This is a genomic window from Anaeromyxobacter sp. PSR-1 (assembly GCF_000964525.1).
Taxonomy (GTDB): Bacteria; Myxococcota; Myxococcia; order Myxococcales; family Anaeromyxobacteraceae; genus Anaeromyxobacter.
In genome coordinates, this window is record NZ_BAZG01000239.1 from 1 (window position 1) to 5601 (window position 5601).

Below are 5601 nucleotides of genomic sequence, written 5' to 3' on the forward strand. Positions count from 1 at the left end.
GCCGGCGCGTGCCGGCGGACCGGCTGCGCCGGGGAGCTGTGCGCCGCCGAGGACCTCGTCTCGCCGTGCATCATGAAGCCGGAGTTCGCCTGCTACGTCGCGGCCCGCTGCGAGCGCCAGGCGGACGGCGCCTGCGGGTGGACCGACGAAGCGGCGCTGCGGCGCTGCCTGTCCGAGAAGCGGGCGGAGCAGCCGGCGGACCGGATCCAGTAGGCCGTCCTCAGGCCTCCGCGTCGCCCTCGCCCGCCTCGTCGGCCTCCTCCCTCGGCGGCGCGCGGCCGGCGCGGGAGAGCCCGTGCTGCTTGATCTTCTTGTGCAGGTTGGTGCGCTCGACGCCGAGCGCCTGCGCGGCCTGGGTGATGTTCCAGTCGTGCTCCTCGAGCCGCGCCAGGATGTAGTCGCGCTCGACGAGGTCCCGGAGCTCCTTCAGCGGCACCTCGCCGTACCGCGACAGGTCCGCGGAGCCGGGCGGCGGGGGCGGCGCGGCGCGCGGGCCGACCGTCTCCGGCACGTCGGCGGAGGTGATGCGCTCGCCGCTCATGATCACCATCCGCTCGCACACGTTGCGGAGCTCGCGGACGTTGCCCGGCCAGCGGTGCTGCTTCAGCCGGTCGTAGACGTCGGGCTCCACGGGCTTCGGGCGCAGGCCGTTCTCGCGCGTGGCGAGCTGGAAGAAGCGCTCCGCGAGCACCGGCACGTCCTCGAGCCGGTCGCGCAGCGGCGGCACGGTGAGCGGCACGACGTTCAGGCGGAAGAACAGGTCCTCGCGGAACGTGCCGTTCCGCACCTCCTCCTCCAGGTCCTTGTTCGTCGCGGCGATGATCCGGACGTCCACCGTGAACGCCTTCTCGCTGCCGACGCGGACCACCTCGCCGGTCTGGAGCGCGCGGAGCACCTTGGCCTGGGCGGACAGCCCCATGTCGCCGATCTCGTCGAGGAACAGCGTCCCGCCGTGCGCCACCTCGAACTGGCCGCGCCGGCGCGCCGCGGCGCCCGAGAAGCTGCCCTTCTCGTGCCCGAACAGCTCCGACTCGATGAGCTCGGACGGGATGGCCGCGCAGTTCACCTTCACGAACGGCCCGTCGGCGCGCCTCGACTGCCGGTGCACCTCGGCCGCCACCAGCTCCTTGCCGGTGCCGGACTCGCCCAGGACCAGCACGCGGCCGCTGGTGGGCGCCACCTTGCCGATGTCCTCCCGCAGCTTCCGCATGGCCGGGCTCTCGCCCAGCATGTCGTCGGAGAAGCGGCGCTCGCGCGCGGAGAGCGCCTGCACCTTGCCCTCGAGGTCCCGGCGCGAGAGCGCGTTGCGCACCGAGACGAGGACGCGGTCGCGGTCCACCGGCTTGGAGAAGAAGTCGGTGGCGCCGCGCTTCACCGCGTCCACCACGTCGCTCGTGTCGGCGTGGCCGGAGATCATGATGACCGGCAGGTCGCGCCACAGCTCGCGGGCGCGGGAGAGCAGGGCCAGGCCGTCCATGCCGGGGAGGCGGATGTCGAAGACGCCCAGGTCCACCGGCTCGGCCTGGAGCACCTCCAGCCCCTGCTCGGCGCTCTCGGCCTCCAGCACCGCGTAGCCCTCGGCCTCGAGCACCATCCGCAGCGTGCGCCGGATGTTCCGCTCGTCGTCCACCACCAGGATGTTCGCCTTGGTCGGGTCCATGCGCGCGCGATCATAGGCGACCTCGGCCCGGGACGCCCGCGCCGCGCGCGGTGGGCCGCCGTCACACCTCGGCGGGCCGGGCCAGGATCACGAGCGAGCGCGCCTCCACCTGGACCGCGCCCCGGGCCTCCACCGGCCCGTGCCGCCCGTCCGGCTCGGCGCAGGTGTCCTCGAGCACCAGCCACCGCCGGCCCCACTCGACCGCCGGGAGCACGTAGCGGACCGGCTCGTGGTGCGCGTTGAGCAGCACGAGAAGCGTGTCGCCCACGATCCGCTCCCCGTGCTCGTCGGGGCTGGCGATGGCGTCGCCGCCCAGCAGGAACGCGACGGACCGCGCGAACGGCTCGGCCCAGTCCGCCTCGGTCATCTCGGTGCCGTCCGGCCGGAACCAGGCCAGGTCCTTCACCGACGAGTCCCACAGCTGCGCGCCGCGGAAGAAGCCGCGCCGCTGCAGCACCGGCTGCGAGAGGCGCAGGCGGATCATGCGCCGGGTGAACGCGAGCAGCGCGCGGCGCCGCTCGTCGAGGTCCCAGTCCACCCAGGCCAGCTCGTCGTCGTGGCAGTACGCGTTGTTGTTGCCGCGCTGCGTCTTCCCCATCTCGTCGCCGGCGGCGATCATCGGGATGCCCTGCGAGACGAGCAGCGTCGCCATGAGGTTCCGCTGCTGGCGGTCGCGCAGCGCCAGCACCGCCGGGTCGTCGGTCTCGCCCTCCACGCCGCAGTTCCAGGAGAAGTTCTCGTCGGTCCCGTCGCGGTTCTCCTCGCCGTTCGCCTCGTTGTGCTTGCGGTCGTAGGAGACGAGGTCGCGCAGCGTGAACCCGTCGTGCGCGGTGACGAAGTTCACGCTGGCGTAGATCTTCCGGCCGGCGGGCTCGTAGAGGTCGGCCGAGCCGGTGAGCCGGTAGCCCATCTCCGGCTGCTGGTCCCCGTCGCCCTTCCAGAAGCGGCGCACCACGTCGCGGTACTTCCCGTTCCACTCCGACCAGATCACCGGGAACGCGCCGACCTTGTAGCCGTCCGGCCCGACGTCCCACGGCTCGGCGATGAGCTTCACCTGCCGCAGCACCGGATCCTGATGCACCGCGGCCAGGAACCGCGAGGCCTCGTCGAAGGTCTCCGGGTCGCGCGCCAGCGTGACGGCCAGGTCGAAGCGGAAGCCGTCCACGTGCATCTCGGTGACCCAGTAGCGGAGCGAGTCCATCACCAGCGCCAGCGTCTGGGGCCGGGTGAGGTCGAGCGAGTTGCCGGTGCCGGTGTAGTCGGCGTAGTACCGCGGCGCCTCGCCCGCGAGCCGGTAGTACGTCCGGTTGTCGAGCCCCTTCAGCGAGAGCGTCGGGCCGAGGTGGTTGCCCTCGCAGGTGTGGTTGTAGACCACGTCGAGGATCACCTCGAGGCCGGCGCGGTGCAGCGCCTTCACCATGCCGCGGAACTCGTTCACCTGCTCGCCCGGGCCGCGGCGCGCCGCGTAGCGCGGCTCCGGCGCGAGGTACGCGAGCGTGGAGTAGCCCCAGTAGTTGCGCAGCCCGCGCTGGAGCAGGAACGCGTCGTCCACGAACGCGTGCACCGGCAGCAGCTCGACGGCGGTCACGCCCAGGCGCGCCAGGTGCTCGAGCGCGGGCGGGGAGGCGAGCCCGGCGTACGTGCCGCGCAGCTCCGGCGGGACCTCCGGGTGACGCATGGTGAAGCCGCGCACGTGCAGCTCGTAGACGACGGTGCGGTGCAGCGGCGTGCACGGGGGCCGGTCGCCCTCCCAGTCGTAGTGGTTGCCCACCACCACCGCGCGCGGCACCCACGGCGCGGAGTCCTCGGGGTCCGGGGTGAGGTCCTCGTCCGGCGCGCCGCGCCGGTAGCCGAACACCGCGCCGCGCAGGTCGGCCTCGCCGGTCAGCTCGCGCGCGTACGGGTCGACGAGGAGCTTGGCCGGGTTGTAGCGGTGCCCCGCCTCCGGCTCGTAGGGCCCGTGCGCCCGGTAGCCGTAGGGCGTGCCCGGGCCGATGCCGGGGAGGTAGGCGTGCCACACGTGGCCGGTGCGGGCGCCGAGCCGGAGGCGCCGCCGCTCGGTGGCCGGCTCGGCGGGATCGTACAGGCAGAGCTCGACCGCGTCGGCGTGGCGCGCGTAGACCGCGAAGTTGGTGCCCTCGCCGTCGAACGCCGCGCCCAGCGGGTAGGGTCGGCCAGGCCAGGTGCGATCGCCGTTCATGGGGCCTCCGTCGCGGCCTCCACCACAAGATGGGACCCCCGCGGCGCGCCCGCCAGGACGACGGAGGGTCCGGGTGGGGCCGTGCTTCAGCGCGCCGCGGCCGGCGCCCGCCCGATGCAGAAGTAGCTGAACCCCTGTTCGCGCATCTCCTCGGGCTCGAACACGTTGCGCCCGTCGAACACCACCGGCGCGCGGAGCAGGGCCTTCATGCGCTCGAAGTCCGGGTTGCGGAACTCGCTCCACTCGGTGACGACGAACAGCGCGTCGGCCCCCTCCAGCGCCTCGTACGGCCCGGGCGCGAACGTCACCCGCTCGCCGAAGCGCCGCCGGGCGCGGTCCATGGCCACCGGGTCGTACGCCTGCACTCGCGCGCCCTTGCCCAGCAGCCCCTCGATGACCTCGACCGAGGGCGCCTCGCGCATGTCGTCGGTGCGCGGCTTGAACGCGAGCCCCCACACCCCGAACACCTTGCCGGCGAGATCGCCGAAGTGTCGCACCGCGCGCGCGAGCAGGTGGCGCTTCTGGCGCTCGTTGGTCTTCTCCACCGCGCGGAGCAGGTCGAGGTCCACGCCGTGGCGGCGGCCGGTGGCGAGCAGCGCCTTCACGTCCTTGGGGAAGCAGGAGCCGCCGTAGCCGATCCCCGGGAACAGGAACGGGTAGCCGATGCGCGTGTCCGCGCCCACGCCGCGCCGGACCTGCTCCGCGTCGGCGCCCACCTTGTCGCAGAGCAGCGCGATGTCGTTCATGAACGAGATGCGCGTCGCGAGCATCGCGTTCGCCGCGTACTTCACCATCTCCGCCGAGCGCGGCTCCATGAACAGGATGGGCCGCTCGGTCCGCACGAACGGCGCATAGAGCTCGCGCATGATCCGCCGGGCGCGGTCGCTGCTCGCGCCCACCACCACGCGGTCCGGCCGCTGGAAGTCCTCGAGCGCCGCCCCCTCCTTCAGGAACTCGGGGTTGGAGACCACGTCCACCTCGAAGCGGGCGCGGCGGGCCATGATCTCCTGGATGCGCCCGGCGGTGCCGACCGGCACGGTGCTCTTGGTCGCGACCACGGTGTAGTGCTTCACCGCGCGCGCCACCTCCTCGGCGGCCTCCATCACGTGGCGGAGCTCGGCGTCGCCGTCCTCGCCCTCGGGCGTGCCGACCGCGAGGAACACCACCTTGGCGCGCCCGGTCGCCTGCGCCAGGTCGGTGCCGAAGCGGAGGCGCCCCTCGCGCAGGTTGCGCCGGACCAGCTCCTCCAGCCCCGGCTCGTAGATCGGCACCTCGCCGCGCTGGAGCCGCTCGACCTTGCCGGCGTCGGTGTCCACGCAGCTGACGTCGTTGCCGGACTCCGCGAGGCAGGTCCCGGTGACCAGCCCCACGTACCCCGCGCCCACCACCGCGATCCGCATCCATCCCCCTCGGCCGCTAGCCCGGATCCTCCTGCGCCACCCGCTCGCGCCGCCGCGCCGGCGCCCGGCGCCGCGCCGCGCGCTCGCGCGCCTCGCGCACGTGGGCGGCGAGCGCCTCGGCCCGGTGGGCCGCGGTGTGCTCGGCGAGGACGCGCCGCCGCGCCCGCGCGCCCACCGCCCGGCGCTCGTCCTCCGGGAGCCGCTCCAGGATCGCGAGCGCGTCGGCGGTGGAGCGGGCCAGCAGGAGCTCCCGCCCGGGCGCGAACACGGTCTCGATCCCGGGCCACGGGTCGGACACGATCGGCGTCGCGCACGCCGCCGCCTCGAACAGCCGCACCGAC

Annotated in this window: 4 protein-coding genes and 1 pseudogene; 1 reads left to right on the forward strand and 4 read right to left on the reverse strand. The window is 73.8% G+C overall.

Annotated features, from left to right (window positions below; all coding sequences use genetic code 11):
• Positions 1 to 213 (forward strand): annotated as a pseudogene (locus tag PSR1_RS21240) (hypothetical protein); the annotation flags it as partial.
• A gap of 7 nt (positions 214 to 220) precedes the next feature.
• Here the strand turns inward: PSR1_RS21240 and PSR1_RS21245 are convergent.
• The 4 genes from PSR1_RS21245 to PSR1_RS21260 form a co-directional block, all read right to left on the reverse strand.
• Complete coding sequence (locus PSR1_RS21245; RefSeq protein WP_059439363.1) at positions 221 to 1660, reverse strand: sigma-54 dependent transcriptional regulator; 1440 nt, start codon at positions 1658 to 1660, stop codon at positions 221 to 223.
• Between the two features lie 61 nt (positions 1661 to 1721).
• A complete protein-coding gene (gene glgX, locus PSR1_RS21250; protein ID WP_059439364.1) occupies positions 1722 to 3860 on the reverse strand; it encodes a glycogen debranching protein GlgX in 2139 nt (712 codons plus the stop codon).
• Positions 3861 to 3946: 86 nt separating this feature from the next.
• Entirely contained in the window at positions 3947 to 5260 is a 1314-nt protein-coding gene (locus PSR1_RS21255) for a UDP-glucose/GDP-mannose dehydrogenase family protein (protein WP_059439365.1), read from the reverse strand.
• A gap of 16 nt (positions 5261 to 5276) precedes the next feature.
• The coding region (locus PSR1_RS21260; protein ID WP_152643407.1) for a glycosyltransferase at positions 5277 to 5601 on the reverse strand (325 nt) is incomplete at its 5' end.

What these genes read in the sequence shown, in the direction of transcription:
- PSR1_RS21245 (WP_059439363.1), bottom strand. Translation starts at nt 1,660, where the DNA reads ATGGACCCGACCAAGGCGAACATCCTGGTGGTGGACGACGAGCGGAAC.
- glgX (WP_059439364.1), bottom strand. Translation starts at nt 3,860, where the DNA reads ATGAACGGCGATCGCACCTGGCCTGGCCGACCCTACCCGCTGGGCGCG.
- PSR1_RS21255 (WP_059439365.1), bottom strand. Translation starts at nt 5,260, where the DNA reads ATGCGGATCGCGGTGGTGGGCGCGGGGTACGTGGGGCTGGTCACCGGG.